Source organism: Wukongibacter baidiensis, assembly GCF_050888315.1.
GTDB classification, from domain to species: domain Bacteria; phylum Bacillota; class Clostridia; order Peptostreptococcales; family Caminicellaceae; genus Wukongibacter; species Wukongibacter baidiensis.
In genome coordinates this window covers 1,350,835-1,371,375 of sequence record NZ_CP138202.1, presented here as the reverse complement: position 1 = coordinate 1,371,375, position 20,541 = coordinate 1,350,835, and the positions used below count along the sequence as shown (strand labels likewise).

The 20,541-nt window shown below is 35.1% G+C and carries 20 protein-coding genes and 1 riboswitch; of the genes, 19 read left to right on the top strand and 1 reads right to left on the bottom strand.

Annotation, left to right across the window (positions count from 1 at the left end; genetic code table 11):
* Window positions 1–11 precede the first annotated feature (11 nt).
* The 3 genes from R9X47_RS06475 to R9X47_RS06465 all read left to right on the top strand — a co-directional run bounded on the left by R9X47_RS06475 (window position 12) and on the right by R9X47_RS06465 (window position 2,163).
* Window positions 12–458: a DUF6557 family protein gene (locus R9X47_RS06475; RefSeq protein ID WP_432665923.1), complete on the top strand. Its 447-nt coding sequence runs from the start codon at window positions 12–14 to the stop codon at window positions 456–458.
* A gap of 315 nt (window positions 459–773) precedes the next feature.
* A complete protein-coding gene (locus tag R9X47_RS06470) occupies window positions 774–1,523 on the top strand; it encodes a YdcF family protein (RefSeq protein WP_432665922.1) in 750 nt (249 codons plus the stop codon).
* A gap of 91 nt (window positions 1,524–1,614) precedes the next feature.
* Window positions 1,615–2,163 (top strand): GNAT family N-acetyltransferase, encoded by a 549-nt coding sequence (locus tag R9X47_RS06465; protein ID WP_432665921.1) that lies wholly within the window; start codon window positions 1,615–1,617, stop codon window positions 2,161–2,163.
* A gap of 370 nt (window positions 2,164–2,533) precedes the next feature.
* On the opposite strand, the gene R9X47_RS06460 is transcribed toward R9X47_RS06465, so the two are convergent.
* Complete coding sequence (locus R9X47_RS06460; RefSeq protein ID WP_432665920.1) at window positions 2,534–3,025, bottom strand: MogA/MoaB family molybdenum cofactor biosynthesis protein; 492 nt, start codon at window positions 3,023–3,025, stop codon at window positions 2,534–2,536.
* Between the two features lie 182 nt (window positions 3,026–3,207).
* A riboswitch (molybdenum cofactor riboswitch) is annotated at window positions 3,208–3,326 on the top strand.
* Window positions 3,327–3,480: 154 nt separating this feature from the next.
* On the opposite strand from R9X47_RS06460, the gene R9X47_RS06455 reads away from it, so the two are divergent.
* From R9X47_RS06455 to R9X47_RS06380, 16 genes are all read left to right on the top strand, one after another.
* Complete coding sequence (locus tag R9X47_RS06455; RefSeq protein ID WP_432665919.1) at window positions 3,481–4,413, top strand: extracellular solute-binding protein; 933 nt, start codon at window positions 3,481–3,483, stop codon at window positions 4,411–4,413.
* A gap of 106 nt (window positions 4,414–4,519) precedes the next feature.
* A complete protein-coding gene (locus R9X47_RS06450) occupies window positions 4,520–5,209 on the top strand; it encodes an ABC transporter permease (protein WP_432665918.1) in 690 nt (229 codons plus the stop codon).
* 2 nt (window positions 5,210–5,211) lie between these two features.
* On the top strand, window positions 5,212–5,916 hold the full coding sequence (locus R9X47_RS06445) for an ABC transporter ATP-binding protein (RefSeq protein ID WP_432665917.1): 705 nt from the start codon (window positions 5,212–5,214) through the stop codon (window positions 5,914–5,916).
* A gap of 50 nt (window positions 5,917–5,966) precedes the next feature.
* Window positions 5,967–7,196 (top strand): molybdopterin molybdotransferase MoeA, encoded by a 1,230-nt coding sequence (locus R9X47_RS06440; protein WP_432665916.1) that lies wholly within the window; start codon window positions 5,967–5,969, stop codon window positions 7,194–7,196.
* A gap of 52 nt (window positions 7,197–7,248) precedes the next feature.
* The gene (locus R9X47_RS06435) at window positions 7,249–9,171 is read left to right on the top strand and encodes a molybdopterin biosynthesis protein (protein ID WP_432665915.1); all 1,923 of its coding nucleotides are present in this window, start codon (window positions 7,249–7,251) and stop codon (window positions 9,169–9,171) included.
* 52 nt (window positions 9,172–9,223) lie between these two features.
* Window positions 9,224–10,186 carry a GTP 3',8-cyclase MoaA gene (moaA, locus tag R9X47_RS06430; RefSeq protein ID WP_432665914.1) on the top strand — a complete coding sequence of 321 codons (963 nt, stop codon included), beginning with the start codon at window positions 9,224–9,226 and terminating at the stop codon, window positions 10,184–10,186.
* Window position 10,187: 1 nt separating this feature from the next.
* On the top strand, window positions 10,188–10,670 hold the full coding sequence (moaC, locus tag R9X47_RS06425) for a cyclic pyranopterin monophosphate synthase MoaC (RefSeq protein WP_432665913.1): 483 nt from the start codon (window positions 10,188–10,190) through the stop codon (window positions 10,668–10,670).
* Window positions 10,671–11,105 carry an MOSC domain-containing protein gene (locus R9X47_RS06420; RefSeq protein ID WP_432665912.1) on the top strand — a complete coding sequence of 145 codons (435 nt, stop codon included), beginning with the start codon at window positions 10,671–10,673 and terminating at the stop codon, window positions 11,103–11,105.
* 169 nt (window positions 11,106–11,274) lie between these two features.
* Window positions 11,275–13,236: a sigma-54-dependent Fis family transcriptional regulator gene (locus R9X47_RS06415; protein WP_432667592.1), complete on the top strand. Its 1,962-nt coding sequence runs from the start codon at window positions 11,275–11,277 to the stop codon at window positions 13,234–13,236.
* Window positions 13,237–13,484: 248 nt separating this feature from the next.
* A complete protein-coding gene (locus tag R9X47_RS06410; protein WP_432665911.1) occupies window positions 13,485–15,314 on the top strand; it encodes an aldehyde ferredoxin oxidoreductase family protein in 1,830 nt (609 codons plus the stop codon).
* A 70-nt stretch (window positions 15,315–15,384) separates the two neighbouring features.
* The gene (locus R9X47_RS06405; protein WP_432665910.1) at window positions 15,385–16,425 is read left to right on the top strand and encodes a tungsten cofactor oxidoreductase radical SAM maturase; all 1,041 of its coding nucleotides are present in this window, start codon (window positions 15,385–15,387) and stop codon (window positions 16,423–16,425) included.
* A gap of 35 nt (window positions 16,426–16,460) precedes the next feature.
* Window positions 16,461–16,685, top strand: coding sequence for a MoaD/ThiS family protein (locus R9X47_RS06400; RefSeq protein WP_432665908.1), 225 nt, complete (start codon window positions 16,461–16,463; stop codon window positions 16,683–16,685).
* Window positions 16,686–17,366, top strand: coding sequence for a HesA/MoeB/ThiF family protein (locus tag R9X47_RS06395; RefSeq protein WP_432665907.1), 681 nt, complete (start codon window positions 16,686–16,688; stop codon window positions 17,364–17,366).
* Between the two features lie 53 nt (window positions 17,367–17,419).
* The gene (locus R9X47_RS06390) at window positions 17,420–18,772 is read left to right on the top strand and encodes an extracellular solute-binding protein (protein ID WP_432665906.1); all 1,353 of its coding nucleotides are present in this window, start codon (window positions 17,420–17,422) and stop codon (window positions 18,770–18,772) included.
* Window positions 18,773–18,866: 94 nt separating this feature from the next.
* A complete protein-coding gene (murB, locus tag R9X47_RS06385) occupies window positions 18,867–19,781 on the top strand; it encodes a UDP-N-acetylmuramate dehydrogenase (RefSeq protein WP_432665905.1) in 915 nt (304 codons plus the stop codon).
* Window positions 19,771–20,526, top strand: coding sequence for a PHP domain-containing protein (locus tag R9X47_RS06380; RefSeq protein WP_432667591.1), 756 nt, complete (start codon window positions 19,771–19,773; stop codon window positions 20,524–20,526). The genes murB and R9X47_RS06380 overlap by 11 nt, the downstream gene beginning before the upstream one ends.
* Window positions 20,527–20,541 lie beyond the last annotated feature (15 nt).

Here is a 20,541-nt window from a genome sequence, read left to right as displayed (position 1 = left end):
AGAGGTGAAAAATGAGTACACTAAATGATTTGATAATGAACACTGATTTTCAAGATGTATGGAAATGCTTAATGCGGCACTATAACATAGAAGATGAAAAAACTATTCATAATTTTGAAAGGCTCTATGGAGAATTAGTGGGATTTACTCCAAGTTTCAATGATAAAAATATTTATATATACATAAAGGCTTTTCAAGAGGATGAAGATGGTGAGGCTCATTGTGTCGATAAGTTTGATGAAAATGATATGGCAATATACTTTGATGTCTCAGGAAGAGATGACAAAGGAGAGGGATACTCATTAGTTGCAGCTAGCTTTGATGAGTGGTTAGGATACTATATTTGTGAAAGAACTCTAAAAAAGCTTAGTTATCCAAACATTATTGCCCATTGCCTACGGGAAATGACATTCTTTGGCTTTGAACAAGAATGGGATGAAGACATAAAAATTAATTAGAGATAAGCAACTTTAAAGTTTAATAAATTTCAAAGAAAAAATGTAGAAGCGTTCATTATTTTCTCTGAAATTTATTTTAAATCTTAATGTTGTTTATCTATAACAGGCTCAAAAATCAATATAAAACAAAGGGACTTTTATGATAAAGATATTGTCATAGAGGTTCTTTTTTTTAGAAAAAAATGTAAAAAATAGAGGGGAACTATAATTGATGACGAATTACTTAAAATGATAGTCTGAGTAATAGCAGTATTGAGATGAAAAAGGAGATATTGATTGAGGAAATATTTAAAAAGAAAAGGGAGTCGTATAGGGATGCACTATAATAGTTTAATAATTGCTATAGGGGTTCTATGTATTCTGTATTGCTTTTTTGGTTTGTCATTGGGATGGGGTTTTTATTTTGGTTTGAAAGTAATATTGGCATTGGGCGTAATTTTGCTCGTACACGGATTTCTTAGAAAATATAATAACCTCTATATAAGAAGCAACGTTGAAAAACTAGTAAATATAGGTATAATTATAATACTTATATCCTTTATAATAGTTGAAAGTATGATAATAACCGGAGCATATGTCAATGACACAAAAGATGTCGATTATATTTTGATTTTGGGAGCGGGAATAATTGATGATAGGCCATCATTAGAATTAAAATATCGCCTTGATACCGTTATTAAATTTACAAAAGAAAGTAATTATAATCAAAAGCTCATACTGTGCGGTGGAAAAGGTAAGGATGAAAAATTTTCTGAAGCCTATGTTATGGAAAAGTATCTTATTGATCATGGATTTAGTAAGGATATGATATTTAAAGAAGAGAAATCAAGAAGCACCTATGAGAATATAAAGTATGCAAAGGACATTATTGATATAGTTGATTCTCGAGATAATATAAAGGTTGCAATATCAAGTAATGATTTTCATTTGTTTAGAGCGAAGCTGATAGCACGTAGACTAGGATTCGAAGCTACTGGTTTACCAGCTAAGACTCCTTTGTACATAATTCCAAATCATCATGTAAGAGAGTGTTTTGCAATAATTAAGACCCTTGTTGTTAAATAGTAACGAAGAAAAAGCGTAAGAGTAACAATAGGTGACTAGACATTAAGTCGTAACCATATATTTGTTGATAGGTTGCTAAAGGAGGAATAACATGGATTTTAGAAAAATTGAATTCAGACTAGCAAATGATAATGATATAGAAGATATAATGAGAATAGAGACATCCTCCTTCGATTTAGAAATCTGTGAAAAAAGCGAGGTTTTCCTTGAACGAATTAATGTATTCCATAAGGGTTTTTTTATAATGGAATATGGGAATGAGACTATAGGATACTTAAGTTCGGAGCTTTGGGAATATAAAGACGATATTGCTGAGAAGGACTTTAAACTAGGACACTCTATAAAAGAATCCCATAGGAATAATGGAACTGAATTATATATATCATCAATGGGAGTAAGTCCTAAATATCGGGGGAAACAATTAGGCAAGCTAATGTTTGAAGAGTTTTCTAAATATATAGTAACTACAAACAATAATCTAAAAAGCATAATATTAATAGTTTCTGAAAAGTGGAAAAGGGCTAGAAAAATATATAAGGATAACAGCTTTCAAGAGATTTTACGAATAGAAAGCTTTTTTGAATATAACAAACAAAGTGACTATAATGAAGATGGCATAGTTATGAGGAAATATCTGTAGTGATAATTGATTGTATAAAACAAGTTATATATGCTAGTATAGGAAAAAAGGCTGTCTCATTGAATACAGCCACAGGGCGTTTCAGAATGAGTGAAGTCAACCCCGGGTTATTCATAGAAAATTTAAAACTCTGCTACGTCCTTTTAATTCTAAGACATCCATCAAATTCTCGACGTACGGCGTAGGTATGCCTTCGAACTTGATGAAAGTCTTAGAATCAAAACTACTTGCACCCTTTTAAATTTTCTATAAATAATCCGGGGTTAAGGTTTTAAAGTTTCGACGGTTTGGCTAGTACTAACGTACGTGCCAAGTCGTCGAAATTTCAAATAACGCAGAAATTCGCCATTCTGAGACGCCCACTTTAAGTCTATTTTCTAGCACACTCACCAGCAATACCCTTTAAAATCTCAAGTCCATGTTTCAAAGCGGGTAATATGAATTCTAAATTTTCCTTAACAGCTTTAGGACTTCCAGGGAGATTAATTATTAAAGTTTCACCTCTAATTCCAGAAACACTTCTGCTAAGCATGGCCTTAGGAGTAATCTGAAGACTATAATATCTCATAGCCTCTGATATTCCAGGTGCTTGTCTATCAATTACATCTAATGTAGCTTCAGGAGTCCAATCCCTTGGAGAAAAGCCCGTTCCACCCGTTGTAAGAATTAAATCTATATTAAGATTATCAGACATATTTATAAGCTCTTCCGAAATAAGCCTTCTTTCATCGGGAAGTATTTCCCACCTAGCGACCTCATAACCATTGGCCGACATAATTTCTTTAATTAATTCTCCACTTTTATCTTCTCGCTCACCCCTTGAACCCTTATCGCTGGCAGTTATAATACCTACTTTAAACATATGTTACCCTCCTATATGAAGAATGATTTATTATGAATTACTATACATCTTATATTAATATACTTATTATTTAAAGGCAATGAAAGATAAATAATCCTAAATAATGAATTTTTGAAAAATACAGACTATTATTGAGTTGTACAAGGGGTAAGAATGTGATATAATTTTGTCACATATTGAAGTACATATTTATTTTCCGAGTCTCTAATTCTAAGGATTAGACTATGAATTATAGACCGATGGGTATAAGGAGAAATCTTTATGCCTCCCATGTTTGGAAAGGAAAAGATTAATGGTTTTAAAACATTCCTTTCAAGAGGAATGTTTTTTTATTTGAACTCAAAATTTAAAAATTTGTAGTTTGATAATGCCGGCATTCAAAATACATTTTTATTTTTTTGAAAGCCATTAAATATTTTTCCTTAAAAAGCAAAAGAAAACTTAGGAGGGAAACTATGAAGGGGATAAGCAAAATATTAATTGGGGTACTAATTGTTACTTTAGCGCTTGTAGGGTTTGCAGGATGTGCAAATAAGGCTGTTGAAAAGCAAAGTGCTACTGAGGAACCGAAGGCTGCAGAAGAAGTAAAAGCTACAGAAGAAACAAAGGCTACTGAAGAATCTAAAGAAGTAAAGGATAATGGAAGCATAATATTGGCGACTACAACAAGTACAGAGAATAGCGGGCTTTTAGCTTATATTCTTCCTAACTTTAAAGAAAAGACTGGTATAGAGGCAAAGGTAGTTGCTGTAGGAACTGGAAAAGCTCTTCAAATGGGAAGAGATGGTGAAGCCGACGTTTTATTAGTTCATGCAAAGAGTAGTGAAGAAAAGTTTGTTGAAGAAGGACATGGAACTGAGAGATCAGATGTAATGTATAATGACTTTGTAATCCTAGGACCAAAAGATGATCCAGCAAAGTTATCTGAAAAGGCAAAAAGCAATGTTATAGAGGCATTTAAGATATTAAGTGAAGGAAATGGCAAATTTGTTTCTAGGGGAGACGATTCAGGAACCCACAAAAAGGAAAAGAAATTCTGGGAAGAGGCAAGAGTAGAGCCTAAAGGTGATTGGTATGTTTCAGCTGGTGAAGGTATGGGCAAGGTTATACAAATGACTAATGAAATGCTTGCTTATACAATGTCAGATAGAGCGACGTATCTTTCTATGAAGGATAAAATTGAACTAGAAGTAGTTGTTGAGGGTGATTCTAAACTATTTAATCAGTATGGTGTTATTCCTGTAAATCCTGACAAAAACGATAAGATTAACAGTGAAGGTGCTAAGGCATTTGTAGAGTGGCTATTATCCGAAGAAACGCAGAAGCTTATAGGTGAATTTGGAAAAGAAAAATTTGGACAACCTTTGTTTACGCCAAATGGGAAGTAGCAACTAGTTTCTAGCCGCTAGTTACTAGGAAAATACTATATAATTTTAAACTTAAGTAATATGACTTAAGAGATTAGCAGACAGCAGAGAAATGGAGGTGTAGAGTATGGGACATATAGTAGATGGATTTGCTGAGGGGATCAAACTTCTTCTATCCCTTGATAGAGAAGTGTATTCAATAATATTTTTATCGATATATGTGTCCTTTACTTCTACACTTATCTCATCTTTGATAGGGATTCCACTTGGAATTTTTCTTGGCTTAAAAAAGTTTAGATTTAAAAGAGTATTTACAAGGTTTTTATATACCTTTATGAGCCTGCCTCCAGTAGTGGTAGGATTGGTTGTTGCTGTTATTATTTCAAGAAGAGGGCCATTAGGCCATTTTAGTCTGTTGTTTACTCCTGCTGCTATGATTATTGCACAAACTTTATTAGTTACACCTATTGTTACAGGCATTATCTTTAACAACTCTAAGGATCAAGGACATGCAATAAAGCAAATTTGCAAAACCCTTGGAGGAAATAGGTGGGACACTTTAATTTTATTAGTTAGAGAAATGAGAATAAATATACTAATTGCAGTTGTAACCGGCTTCGGAAGAGCTATATCAGAAGTTGGTGCAGTAATGATAGTAGGAGGAAATATAAAGGGGCATACAAGGGTTATGACCTCTTTTATTGCAATGAATAATAGTATGGGAAACTATTCCACTTCAATAGCCATGGGACTTGTTTTACTAACTATTTCTTTTATTACAAATTCAGTATTATTTAAATACGTAGTAGGAGACTAAAGATGGATATTAGGATAGAGGGCTTAGTTAAGATTTATGGCGAAAGAACAGTAGTAAATATCGAGAATATGACCTTGGAAAAGGGTAGGGTGTATGGGGTTATTGGACCAAATGGTGCTGGAAAGAGTACGATGCTAAAGATAGTTGCAGGTCTTGAAGATTCTTCAAGGGGAAAAACACTTTATAATGAGAATCCATTAAATGATGAAATATTAAAGAATATTACTTATATGAGTCAAAGACCATATCTTTTGAGAACATCTGTATTTAATAATATTTCGTATCCATTGAAGATTAGAAAATATGATAAAAGGGATATAGAGGACAAAGTTAATGAAATAATGAAGGAGCTCGGGATATCTGATTTAAGTTCTCAGCTTGCTACAAGTTTATCCGGTGGTGAGTCTCAAAAGGTTGCTTTAGCAAGAGCTTTGGTATTTGAGCCGGAGATTCTGTTGCTTGATGAACCAACTGCAAATATTGATCCGAATTCGATAGAGTTAATTGAGAAAGTAATAGCTAAGAGGAATACTGAAAAGGGCATGACTGCCATTATTATAACCCACAATATGGGACAAGCTAAACGACTATGTGATGAGGTTATATTTATGGATAAAGGAAAAGTAGTCGAGTGTGGAAAATCAGAGAAGTTGATATCAAATCCTCAGAAGGATGAAACGAAAAGGTTTTTGTCTTTGTATATATAGAAAGAACTCAAAAGTTAGTTGTAATTTAGAACTTATAAGAGGTGTGGCCTATGAAAATGTTTAGAGTGCATAGTGTAGAGGATGCAAAAAAAGAATTGACAAAACATTTTAAAGATTATAAATTGGAAAATGAAGAAATTGATATATCTAAGGCTGTTGGAAGGGTTTTAGCCCATGATGTATATTCGAATGTAAATGTTCCTCACTTTAGAAGATCTACAGTAGATGGATATGCAGTTCTTTCAAAGGATATCCATGGGGCAAGTGAAAGTTTGCCTGCCTTTATGGAGACAATTGGAGAAGTCCATATGGGTAAGCCCGCGGATAAAAGCCTCTCCGCAGATAAGGCTTGTTATGTACCTACGGGAGGAATGATTCCCGATGGGGCCGATGCTGTAGTTATGGTTGAATATACAGAAAAGCTGGATGAAGAGAACATTGCTATATACAGACCCGTAGCGAATAAGGAGAACATTATTGATATCGGTGACGATATAGGAAAAGATGAGAAGGTTTTATATGAGGGCTTGAAGCTGAGGCCACAGGATATAGGAGTTCTATCTTCTATTGGGGTTGATAGAATTAAGGTGTATAAGTTACCATCCATTGCTATCATATCAACGGGCGATGAAATAGTAGGACCTAGTGAAGAAGTAAGACTGGGTCAGATAAGAGATATTAATACCTATACCCTAGCTTCTATGGCTGAGGTAGCAGGATGTGTTGTGACAAAAAAAGTAGTTGTAAAGGATGAATTCGAGCTTTTAAAGGCTACTGCGGTAGAAGCAGTAGATAATAATGATATTGTGATTATATCCGGTGGAAGTTCTGTAGGTACTAAGGATATAACTAGTAAGGTTATAAATATAATTGGAGAACCAGGGGTCTTTGTACACGGTGTTGCTATAAAGCCTGGAAAACCTACAATACTTTCAAAGGTTAAAGGTAAAGCCGTTTTTGGATTGCCAGGACAACCCGTATCTGCAATGATAGTTTTCAAAGTATTTGTAGAGTATTTGATAAATTATATTCAGGGAATTGACTTAGAAATGGAGAGTTCAATCGAAGCTAAATTTACATCGAATATCCATTCGGCCCAGGGTAAAGAGACCTATCAAATGGTTACCATTGAAAAAAAAGATGGAGAATACGTGGCAAAGCCTATTTTCGGCAAGTCAGGAATGATTACCCTAATGTCAAAGGCAAAGGGATATATAAAAATAGATACGGATAAAGAAGGAGTTATGCAGGGAGAATTAGTAAAAGTAATCCCGATTTAGAAAGCACTTATAAATAAAGGTGTTCAATACGTTATGTTGGAGGGTGTTTCCAATGAGTAAGTTTGAGAGAAATGTTTATCTTTCTAATGTTGAGCTTGAGGAAGCAAAAGAGCTTTTCTTTAAAGAGATAGAGGAATCAATAAAAAATAGAGAAACTGAGACTGTAAGTGTATACGATTCACTTGATAGAATTACTACCAAGCCTGTGTTTGCGAGAATTTCTTCTCCGTTTTTCAATGCATCTGCAATGGATGGCATAGCAGTGAAAGCCAAGGAAACCTATGGTACCGATGAGAGAAATCCTAAGAAGCTTAAGCTTAATAGAGATTATATATTTATAGATACGGGAGATGTTATTGAAGATCCCTATGACTCGGTGATTATGATAGAGGATGTTATCCCCGTAGATGAGGAAACGGTGCAAATAATTAAGGCAGCCTCTCCGTGGCAGCATGTTAGGCCCATGGGAGAGGATATTGTCGCTAGTGAAATGATAGTTCCTGCTTATCATAGAATAACCCCAATGGATATAGGTGCATTGCTATGTGGTGGTATTTTAGAAATAGACGCTATTAAGAAAGTTAAGGTAGGTATAATTCCTACTGGTACAGAGATAATTGAGCCTGAGGAAGAGATAGCTCCTGGCAAGATAATAGATTCAAATTCAAGAATGTTTGAAGCAATGGTTAAAAATTATGGAGGAGTCCCTACAAGATATAAGCCAGTTCCAGATGAATACGAGCTAATAAAGAGTAAAATTCTGAATGCAGTCCAGGAAAACGATATAGTTGTAATTAATGCTGGGTCATCTGCTGGTACCGAAGATTATACCTCAAAGATTATTGAGGAGATTGGGAAGCTGATCATACATGGAGTGGCTATAAAACCTGGTAAGCCTGCAATATTAGGAAAGGTTAATGGTAAACCGGTAATTGGGATTCCTGGATATCCCGTTTCGGCATATATCGTTTTTGAGGCATTTGTTAAACCATTGATATATAAGTATAGAAGTTGTAAAGAGTTCAAAGGAAACTCTGTAGATGCTGTTTTATCAAAGCGTCTAATGTCTTCGTTAAAGCATCTAGAGTTTGTTAAGATGAAGCTAGGCAAGGTTAAGGGTAAGTTAATAGCTACACCATTAAATAGAGGTGCAGGTGTGACGATGTCCCTTGTTAAGGCCGACGGTATAGCAAGAATTCCTAAAAAACTAGAAGGAATAGATGCTGGAGAAGAAATAAAGATTGAGCTGCTCAAGGATTTAGAGAGTATAAATAATACGATTGTTTCCATAGGAAGTCATGATATAATAATGGATATACTTGCAAATATGATACACGAAAAGCATAGGGATGTTAATCTGTCATCGGCCCATGTTGGCAGTCTAGGTGGAATTATGGCCATGAGAAGGGGCGAAGCGCATATAGCACCAGTACATCTTCTAGATGAAAAAACTGGAACCTACAATACTGAATATGTAAAGAAATATTTAAAGAATATAGATATTTCCCTTGTAAAGGGAGTAAAGAGATTACAGGGATTAATGGTGAAGAAGAATAATCCTAAGAATATTAATTCTATAGAAGATTTGACAAGAGAAGATATAGTTTTTGTAAATAGACAAAAAGGCTCTGGAACGAGGATACTATTAGATTTTAAGCTTAAGGAGTTAGGAGTCGATAGCAATAGTATAACTGGATATGACAGAGAAATGACAACACATATGACAGTTGCTTCAGCAGTTCTATCGGGTACAGCCGATGCTGGATTGGGTATAAAGTCATCGGCAGAGGCCATGGGCCTAGATTTTATACCAATAGGTGAAGAAGAATATGATTTTGTTTTGTTAACAGAGTTCTTAGAGGATGAGAAAATCAAAGAATTTATCGAAACATTAAAGTCAGAAGAATTTGCTGAAAAACTTCTCAAACTTGGAGGCTATGAAATAGAAGAGCCAGGAAGAGTAATCTGTTTTTAACACATAGGAAGCTGTAGACCTAACTATAACCTCAAACGAAGGAGGTACTGACATGTTAGATAATATAGGAAGAAAAATAAACTATCTCAGAATTTCTGTAACGGATTTATGTAATCTGAGGTGCAGATACTGTATGCCAGAAGAGGGTCTGTGTAAAAAAGACCATAAGGATATCTTGAGGATAGAAGAAATTGAAGAAATAGTACGTGAGGGTGCTAAAATCGGAATTAATAAGGTAAGAATTACTGGAGGAGAGCCCTTAATCAGAAAGGGAATCATAGAGCTTGTAGGAAAGATTTCTCGAGTTCAGGAAATTAAAGATATAGCAATGACTACGAATGGCATATTATTAAAGAAATATGCAAGGGAGCTTAAGGATGCAGGTTTAAATAGAGTCAACATAAGCATTGATACCCTTGACAAGGACAAGTATGAAAAAATAACTAGAGGCGGTAATATAGCAGATGTTCTAGAGGGAATTGAAGAAGCTAAGAGAGTTGGTCTGGTTCCTATTAAACTTAACATTGTTTTGATCGGTGGTTTTAACGACGACGAGATTAATGATTTCGTAAATTTAACTAGGGACGAAAATATAGATGTAAGATTTATAGAGCTTATGCCTTTAGGACAAGCAAGTACATGGGCTAAAGAGAATTTCATACCGAATACAACGGTTTTAGAGAGATTTCCAGAGCTCATGCCATTATGTAAAGATGATAAAGGAAGTCCAGCTAAATACTATAAACTACCTAATGGTAAGGGGCGAATTGGACTTATAAACCCTATTAGCAGCCATTTTTGTTCAAGTTGTAATAGAGTTAGAATTACAGCGGATGGGAAGATTAAGCCCTGTCTTCATTCAAATTATGAAATAAATATAAGAAGCTTACTTGAACAAGATCTTAAGCTTTTAGATATTTTAAAGCTAGCTGTTGAATCTAAACCAAAGGAGCACACAATTAACGATTTAGAATATGAACCAGTAATAAGGAATATGTATCAAATAGGAGGCTAGTATGGAGTTCACACACTTTAACGAAAGCGGAAAGGCCAAGATGGTTGAGGTTGGAGATAAAAACGATACGAAAAGAGTTGCTATTGCTAGAGGCACCATAAAGATGAATAGTAATACCCTAAAAATGATTATTGAGGGTCAAATGAAAAAGGGAGATGTTCTATCGGTTGCCCAGGTAGCCGGAATAATGGGTGCTAAAAAGACTAGTGAAGTGATACCTATGTGCCATAATATATTCATTACTGGTGCTGATATAAGGTTTGAGATTGACGAAGAAAATAATGCAATTCACATTGAATCAGAGGTTAAAACTATTGGTAAAACAGGAATCGAAATGGAAGCATTAAATTCCGTATCAACTACCGCTCTAACTATTTATGATATGTGCAAGGCTGTTGATAAGGATATGGTTATAGAAAATATAAGGCTTGTAAAGAAAACAGGCGGCAAATCTGGTGAATATATAAGGGAAGGGGAGCTTTAAGTGGCAAAGGTAATTGCAATAAGTATAAGTGAGACTAAGGGAGTGCCTAAGGAAAATATACCTGAAGGAAACTTTATAGAAGATTTTGGATTAGAAGGTGATGCCCATGCTGGTAAGTGGCATAGACAGGTAAGTCTTCTTGGGGTAGAAAGTATAAATAAGATGAAAGAAATGGGTATAGAAGGCCTATGTAGTGGGAAGTTTGCAGAGAATCTTACTACTGAAGGTATAAATCTTTATGACCTACCAGTTGGAACTAAGCTGCAAATCGGCGAGACTCTCCACGAAGTTACTCAGATAGGTAAGGAATGTCATACAGGCTGTGCTATTCTTCACCAAGTAGGCCAGTGTATAATGCCTAAGGAAGGTATCTTTACTAAGGTACTAAAGGGTGGAAAGATAAAAGTAGATGATGAAATAAAGGTAGTAGAATAATAAACAAATATTCTTACCAAAAAAGAATGAGAATTATAAACCGTAACTTCAATAATACATGAAGTTGCGGTTTATTTTTTATTTCATACACCTATAAACTGCAGAAAATTCTGATTAGCCTAATAAAAATATGATAAAATTAAATTGTATCCATAGTAAGGGGGCTTTTATCATGGACAAATTAACTAATGATACAACTAAATATTGGATAGCAGATTCCCATGAAAGGTGCAAAGACATGGGTGTTGAGCCTGATATAATATATAGTAAGAAGATCATTGATAGAGAAAAACTGCAGAAGAAGCTAGAAGAAAAGAGAGAATTGATTATAGCAGCAGAGCCTTTTATGAATCAATTATATAACTTCGTTAAGGGATCAAATTTCTTTTCTATACTGACTGATGAAGAGGGATGTATACTAAGCGTTATAGGTGATGAAGATATTTTATCAGAAGCATTTTCTTTAAAGATGATCCCTGGTGCTTACATGGATGAAGGAAACATTGGGACAAATGCTATGGGGACGGCCTTAGCAGAAGAATCACCGGTACAGGTGTCGGGAAAGGAACATTTTATCAATGCCTATCATAGATGGACCTGCTCAGGAGCGCCCATAAGGGACTTTGAAGGAAGAATAATAGGATCATTAGATCTTACAGGGTATAGTGAAAATGTACATTCTCATACCCTTGGGATGGTTGTTGCAGCTGCCAACGCAATAGAAAAAATGCTTTATATAAAAAAATACAATGAAGATCTCAAAATGGCCAAGATCTATACTGAAACCATTATGGATTCAATACCTGCAGGGATAATGACTGCTGATTTAGAGGGGAATATAAAGTCAGTCAACAGTTACGTTATGAAGATGTTTGGGTACAACGATGAGGAAATGAAAAAAATAAAGGTTTGGAATCTATTCGAAGGTTGGGAAAAGGTAAAGGATACCCTATGTGGGTTGGATACTTTTTTAGATGAGGACGTTTTTGTAAAATCACGGAGAAACAAGCTGCAATTTAGCCTTAGTGCATACCCAATACTAGATGATAGACAAAATGTAATAAACATAATACTTGTATTTAAAGAGGTCAAGAAGGTTCGAAAGCTTGCAAACAAAATTATGGGAAGACAAGCGATATACACCTTCGATAAAATAATCGGCAAAAATAAAGGATTTTTGAGAACGATTGAATTTGCAAAAAAAGTAGCCGATAGTAAGTCCACAATACTAATCATGGGTGAGAGTGGTACCGGTAAAGAAATATTTGCACAAGCTATACATAATCACAGTTACAGGAGAGAAGAACCATTTATAGCTTTGAATTGTGGTGCCATACCTAAGAATCTAATCGAATCAGAATTATTTGGATATGAAGAAGGAGCTTTCACAGGAGCAAAGCAAGGTGGACAGCCTGGAAAATTTGAAATTGCCGATGGAGGTACCATATTTTTAGACGAGATTGGAGAAATGCCCCTAGATATGCAGACGAGACTACTTAGAGTAATTGAGGAAGGTACCGTAAATAGAGTAGGTAGCTCCGATGAGATTGTAGTGAACGTTAGAATAATAGCGGCCACAAACAAGGATTTAACCGAAGAAGTTAAAAAGGGGAACTTTAGAAAGGATTTATTTTACAGGTTAAATGTTTTACCCCTTAGACTTATTCCTTTGAGGCAAAGAAAAGAGGATTTACCTTTATTAATTGAATATTTTATGAATAGAATTTCTAGGAGACTTAACAAAAAAAGGGTAGTTATATCAGAGGAACATATGAAGAACTTAATGAATTACGAATGGCCCGGTAATGTAAGGGAATTAGAGAACTTTATTGAACTTGTTATAAATACTGAATATATACCACTAGACATAAATAGGAAAGATACTGAATTGCATATGAAGCAAGTTTTTAGTGAAAACAATGATGACTGTTACAAACTGGAGCAGGTTGAAAAAGAGCATATCATAAAAGTACTAAAAAAATGTAGAGGAAATATTACTCTAACAGCAAAAAAACTTGGTATTGGGAGAAATACTTTATATAGGAAACTTAATAAATATGAAATAGACTGTTCTGAATTTGAACAATGTAACGAAATGGAACAATCGAAAACTAAAAAAATCGCACCATAATGGAACGATGGGTATTTGCTTGAGTATGTCTCTTAAAACAATCTTATGAGCATAGTCCTGGGGTGTTTCAGAATGAATGAAGTTCAAGGTTTTGAAATTTCAGCGGTTTGGCTAGTACTAGTGTACGTGCCAAGTCGATGAAATTTCAAATAACGCAGAAATTCGTCATTCTGAGACAACCCGTTTTTTTATTGGCACGAGTATTGCATTAAAAAACAATGTAAATAAACAAAAAAGGGAGGATTTATATGTACGGTTATAAAGGGAAGGTATTAAGAATTAATCTTAAGGAAAGAACTACAAAAGTAGAGCCACTGAATATGGAAGACGCAAAGAAATTTATTGGGGGTAGAGGACTAGGAACTAAAATGCTTTGTGATGAGATTGATCCAAATATAGATGCTCTAAGTCCTGAAAATAAGCTTATTATAGTTAGTGGTCCGCTGACTGGTACTGCGACTCCAACTGGAGGACGATATATGGTAGTAACAAAGGCACCATTAACAGGAACAGTTGCGAGTTCTAACTCAGGAGGATATTGGGGAGCAGAATTGAAATTTGCTGGGTACGATGCAATAATCGTAGAAGATAAGGCAGATAGTCCAGTGTACATAGATATTAAGGACGAGAAGGTTGAGATACGAGATGCATCACATCTTTGGGGCAAGGTAGTTTCAGAAACAACAGAGATTCTTGAAAAAGAGTGCGACGATAAGGTTAAGGTTCTTACTATAGGGCCGGCTGGAGAAAAATTATCAAGGATTGCTGCAATAATGAATGATAAGGATAGAGCTGCAGGTCGTTCCGGTGTAGGTGCTGTAATGGGATCTAAGAATCTAAAGGCTATTACTGTTAAAGGTAGCAGTAATAAGGCCGATGTTCATGATCCAGATAAGCTAAAGGAAGTATTCTCAAGATCTATTAAAAAGATAAGAGACAATGGCGTAACAGGTCAGGGACTTCCGACTTATGGAACAGCTGTATTAGTAAACATAATCAATGAAAATGGAGTATTACCAACGAATAACTTCCAAGAAGCATACTTTGAAGATGCTGAAGAAATCAGTGGTGAAACATTAGCTGAAAAGTACCTAGTAAAGAGAGAGGCATGCTACCGATGTCCAATCGCATGTGGAAGATATTGCAAGGTTGATGATATTGAAGGTGGAGGACCTGAGTATGAAACAATTTGGGCATACGGTTCTGACTGTGGAGTAGCAGATCTTGGAGAGATAATAAAGGCAAACTATTGGTGTAATGAGCTGGGTATCGATACAATATCAGCTGGAGCTACATTAGCTGCTGCTATGGAGCTTTATGAAAAGGGATATATTAAAGAGGAAGAATTAGATGGAACACCTTTGAAATTTGGTAATGCCGACGCAGTAGTTGAATGGACTAAGAAGATGGGATTACGTGATGGCTTAGGAGATAAGCTTGCAGAGGGTTCTTATAGATTGACTGACATGTATGGTGTACCTGAATTATCTATGACGGTTAAGAAGCAAGAATTACCGGCATATGACCCAAGAGGTATTCAAGGTCACGGTCTTCAATATGCAACCTCTAACAGAGGAGGATGTCATGTAAGGGGTTATCTAATTTCTCCAGAGATTTTAGCACTACCAGAGAAGCTAGATAGATTTTCACTTGAAGGAAAGGCTACATGGGCAAAGATATTCCAAGACCTAACAGCAACTATTGACTCTTTAGGACTATGTCTATTCACATCCTTCGCATTAGGAGCAGAGGATTATGCAGATCTTTATAATGCTGTATGTGGAACTGACCATACTGCTGAAAGTATGTTAGAAGCAGGGGACAGAATATGGAATATAGAGAAGCTATTTAATCTAAAGGCAGGTATTGATACTTCAGAGGATACACTTCCTAAGAGATTACTTAAGGACCCGATTCCAGATGGTCCGTCAAAGGGATGGGTTCATAAGTTAGATGAACTTTTACCTAAGTATTATGAAGAAAGAGGTTGGGATACTAAGGGAGTTCCGACTGAAGAAAAATTAGCTGAACTAGGTATTGCTGGTGAGGCTATGAAACCAGCTACAGCGGCTGAATAAGAAAGAAATGGAATAGAATTAACCTAAGGGCTTCAATATGAAGCCCTTTAGTTATAGGTGGTAGATAAATATGAAATTGAAAAAAGTGTATTTAGAGCTTACTAACAAGTGTAATTTAGATTGTAGTATCTGTTATAGGAAGTCCTGGAATGAAAAACTTTGCGATATGGACAGGGAGCTATTTGATGGAATTTGCGAGCAAATAAGTAGTGAGGATGAAGTAGAATCAATAGTTTTAGGTGGAATAGGGGAGCCAACATTTTCCCCTTTAATTTATGATGCAATCGAAAGGTTTAAGGATTACTATTTAACCATAACCACAAATGGTACAATAATGAAGGATGAATTATTAGAGCTTATGGTTAATAACGTAGATGAAATTATTGTATCTATTGATGGATTAGATGATGAACTTCAAAGGATAAGGGGTATAGAATTAAATATAATTACAGAAAACCTAAAGAGGCTGATTACCCTAAAGAAAATCAAGGATAGCAGGATACCATCAATAAATATACAGTTCGTTGCTACAAAGGACAATATTGACGATATTTTCCCGATAATCGATCTAGCGGATTCCTTAAAAGCAGATTCCATTATTGTCTCGAACCTATTACCTCAATCCGATGAAAATAAGGAAAAAATCCTTTACACAAGATATGAGAATAAAAGTATTAAAGAACTATTTCATAAGATAAACAACTATTCATTTAGAAGGGGAATGAAGATATATCTTCCTAATTGCGAGTTAAAGACAGAAAGAAGATGTAATTTTGTGGATGATGACACTACATATATATCTTCATGCGGTGATGTAGTCCCTTGTTACAGATTTTCCCATGCCTATAAGGAATACGTATTTGGCAGGGTGAAGCTTGTAGATAAATACACCTTTGGGAATTTAAATGATAATAGCCTAGCAAGCATCTGGAATAGTGAAGAGTACGTCAAATTTAGAAATGCTGTTCATAACAATCTATATCCTTCCTGTATTGATTGTGATCTCGTTGAAGGATGTGATATGGTAAATGATTCAGCCATGGACTGCTATGGCTATAGCCCTTCCTGTGGAGATTGTCTGTGGTCAAGAAAATTTGTGATATGTACGTAATTTATATATGCTGAAAGAATCAGGAGGTGATAGAAATGAGCATAGAAGTAAGGTTATTTGCAACACTAAGAGAAGGTAGAGGAAAAAAAGTATACTTTGAAGCCGAGGAAGGAATTAATCCGGATAAAATAATAAAAAAATTAAATGTTGATAAAGAGGATGTGGCGATACTATTGATTAATGGAAGGGATGGAGACTTATTTGTAGAATTAAATGATGGAGACGTTGTTTCAATCTTTCCACCGGTAGGAGGCGGCTAAATGAAAAGATACATAAAGAACATGAAGATGCTAAGTAAAGAGGAAAATAAAAGACTTGCTGAACTTAAAGTCTGTGTAGTCGGATGTGGAGGTCTTGGTGGGTATGTAATTGAATTCCTTGGAAGATTAGGAATTGGTAATATTACTGCTGTAGATGGTGATTTTTTCGATGAGACTAACCTCAATAGGCAGATACTCTCAGAGACTGATACTTTAGGAAAATCAAAGGCTTTGACTGCACAAAAGAGGATGAAACAAGTTAATCCATTAATTGAGGTAACTCCTATTACTGAAAGAATTTCAGAGGAAAATGCCTATGGAATTATAAAGGGTCATGATCTGATTATTGATGCAGTAGATAGAATAAACACAAGATTCCTTTTGCAGGAGACTGCATCTAAGTTGAATATCCCATTGATCCATGGAGCCATAGCAGGGTGGTATGGTCAAGTGTCTACAATTTTACCTGGGGATAACACCCTAGATAAAATTTATCCAACCAAAGATGGAAGTGGACTAGAAAGTGAGCTTGGTAATCCATCATTTACGCCTGCTCTGGTAGCTTCTATTGAAGTTTCTGAAGCTTTAAAGGTCTTACTAGGCAAGGGAGAACTTCTTAGAAATAAGCTATTATATATTGATTTACTCGAGCACGATTATGTGGTTATGGAATTAGGCTAAAAATGTAATATACATGGAAACAAGTTAATAAACATAGGGTAGGAGGTGTACCGATGATGCGTATAAAGTACAGACCTTTTACCCTTTTTCTTTGTTTGACACTAATAGTATTTATTCTTTTTGCTCCTCACTTTTTGATAAGGCCTAAAATTGATGAATTGGTTGATAAGATTTTCGTAAAAGAAATTGAGTGGAAAGGTATTATTACGGTTTGGGACTATCCGAGGTTAGATATTACTACGGGATATAAGTATTCATGGATTATGAAAAAAATAAAGGAATTTGAAAGAAAAAATCCAGGTATATATATTGAATTTAAGCCACTTAATCCAGAGTTTGGACATATAGAAATAGATACGGCTTTGAAGACTAATTCCAGCCCAGATATAGCACCCGTCGGATCGAATTTTGAAATAATTGCAAAGGGAGCTTTGGAGCCTCTGGATGAATATTTGACGCAGGAAGAGATTGATAAATATAAATCTAATGCTATTTCAGCTGTGAAGTATGAGAAAAAGATATGGGGAGTCCCATACATGATGGAAAATTACTGTCTTTTTTTGAATTTGGATTTATTCAATCAAAAAGGTGTTAAACCACCTAAAGATGGAAATTGGACCTACGAGGAATTTTTAAAGACTTTAAAGGATTTAACATACGATAAAGATGGGGATAAGAAAGCAGATATCTTTGGATTTAACTCCTATATAATGCCTAATGCATACAACGCATGGGGTATAATATTAAGTGATGGTGGAGAGATTGTAAATTATAAAAGGGGGAGCTATAGCTTCTATGGAAAAGAAGCTATTTCAGGGTTGAAAAAATTAGTGGATTTGAAGCTGGTTCATAAAGTTACTCCAGAAGAATTTGGAGAAAATGCACCTATGGAGGCATGGAGAAGCTTTGCGGTAGATAAAAAAGTCGCTGTGTATCCTGGCAAGTCTTCCTTCGTAAATGTATTGAAGGTACTTAATAGTATGGGTAAAGGCTTTGACTTTGGGGTAGCGAACTTTCCTACTGGAGAGGCGGGTGTACCGATATCATCGGGAAATACTGTAACTGCCTATGGGGTATTTAAGCAAGAGGATAAGAAGAAAGTTGAGATGTGTATGAAATTTATCAAGCATCTGACTGATGATGATGGGCAAAAAGAACTTGATAAGCAAGGCGTTTTTCCAGTGAAAAAGGGTATAGGAGAAGTATATAAAAATGATAAAATAATGTCGACCGTAGAGAAAAGTCTGTCCTATTCAAAGCCAATAGGGGCTCATCCTAAATGGGGAGTAGTAGATGATATATTACAAAGTCAGATTAGAATGGCTGTATTGGGGGAAAAAACTCCAGAAGAGGCTATAATAGATGCAAAGGAAAGAATAGAGCAAGCATTGTCTTCTGGACGATGATTCAGTAGCTGTAAACCGAAGCCCTTGTTTTTATAAAATCAAAAAGGTATACTTATCTTGATTACTTTAAAATAACTTGTTGGGAGATGAATTTATGGATATAAATAAAATATATATAGATATTGCAAATAATATTAATCCAAAAAATGTACTAAAAAATGAGATGATGAAAAACCATACATCCTTCAAAATCGGTGGCCCAGCTGACCTACTAATAATGCCAGAATCTATAGAAGAAATAGCTTTTACCATAGGGTATTGTAAAGAAAATAATATAAAGTATCACATAATAGGCAATGGAAGTAATCTATTAATAAGTGATAAAGGGATTAGAGGAGTAGTCATTAAAGTTGCAGATAATTTTAAGGATGTAGTAGTTGAAGGTAACATTGTAAAGGCGCAGGCAGGTATATTACTTTCTCGTCTATCGAAAATAATAATGAATGAAAGTCTAGAAGGTTTTGAATTTGCTAGTGGAATTCCAGGAACATTAGGTGGTGCTGTAGCTATGAATGCTGGAGCATATGGCGGAGAAATGAAGGATGTTGTCACTGGAGTTTCTGTCTTAGACAATAAAGGAAATGTAATGCACTTTACTAAGGACGAGATAGAATTTGGTTATAGGAAAAGTATTATTCAAGAAAATGGTTACATAGTTTTAGAGGTTCAAATGGAATTAAATAAGAGTGATTTTGAAAAAATAAAGAGTATAACCGATGATTTAACAGAGAGAAGAACATCAAAGCAACCTTTACATTTACCTAGTGCTGGAAGTACATTTAAAAGACCAGTAGGTCATTATGCAGGTAAGCTTATCGAGGATTCTGGGCTAAAGGGTGTTAGAGTAGGTGATGCCCAGGTATCTGATCTACACTGTGGTTTTATTGTTAATCTAGGAAATGCTACCTTTGAAGAGGTTTATGATCTTATTAGACTTGTTCAGAAGGTTGTTAGAGACAAATTTGACGTGGAGCTAGAAACAGAAGTAAAAATAATTGATGAAGAATAGTGGTGATTTTATGAAAATATTTGCTGACTATCATACTCATACCATCTATAGTGGTGATGCAAAGGGAACTATTGAGGAAAATGTTGAAGCAGCAAAAAAGAAAGGTCTTAGGGAAATAGCTATAACAGATCATGGACCAAAGCATATAGGATATGGGGTAAAGAAAAAAAATATAAAAAAGATGAGAAAAGAAATAGACGAACTAAATAGAATAAATCCAGATATTGAAGTGAAATTTGGTCTGGAGGCAAATATTATTGGTACAGATGGTAAAATCGATGTTGACGAAGAAATAAAAAAAGAGCTAGATATTTTATTAGCGGGTTTTCATTTTGGAAGTATTCCTGATAAGCTAATAGAAGGTACAAAGGTTCAGATTTATAATGTATTAAGTCCTTTATTACCATCTATAGAAAGAAAATCGAGGGTAATAAATACAAAGTCAGTTGTAGAAGCCTTATCAAAGTATGATATAGATATATTAACTCATCCAGGAGCAAAAGCATCGATTGATACAAAGGAAGTAGCAAGAGCTGCAGTAAAAAATGATACAGCATTAGAAATAAACAGCAGCCATGGGCATTTGACAGTGGAATACATTAAAGTAGCTATGAAAGAGGGCGCAAAATTTGTTATAAACAGTGATGCCCATAGGCCTGAAGATATCGGCAATGTAGAAAAGGGTATAAACCGCGCGCTGCAAGCCGGTTTAAATGTAGATAGTATAATAAATACAGAAGAGTAAGAGAACATAAGATGA